This is a genomic window from Pseudomonas sp. PDM26 (assembly GCF_019219185.1).
Classification (GTDB): domain Bacteria; phylum Pseudomonadota; class Gammaproteobacteria; order Pseudomonadales; family Pseudomonadaceae; genus Aquipseudomonas.
The window spans coordinates 1-279 of sequence record NZ_JAHUWC010000067.1; the positions used below are offsets into that span (position 1 = coordinate 1).

1 protein-coding gene is annotated in these 279 nt (G+C 65.9%); it reads left to right on the top strand.

The window, feature by feature from the left end:
- Positions 1 to 279: hypothetical protein (locus tag KW849_RS31930; RefSeq protein ID WP_218433910.1), on the top strand; the 279-nt coding region annotated here is incomplete at both ends.

The following is a 279-nucleotide window of genomic DNA, read 5'->3' on the forward strand; positions in this document are numbered from 1 at the left end:
ACGGCGCCAACACTTTGCCTGAGCAGTTCGCCGTGACCGTGGTCGACGACAACGGCACCACCGCCACGGGCAGCCTCGACGTGAACGTTGTCGACGACCTGCCGGAGGGCGTGGACGACAGCCATGCCGGTACCGCTTCGGAAACCCTGCTGACCCTCAGCGGCAATGTGTTGAGCAACGATGTGCAAGGCGCCGACCGCGTAACGCTCGGGGAAAACGCCGGGCCGATCACCCCCGGGACCTTCACCGGGACCTACGGCACCCTGGTGCTGAATGCCA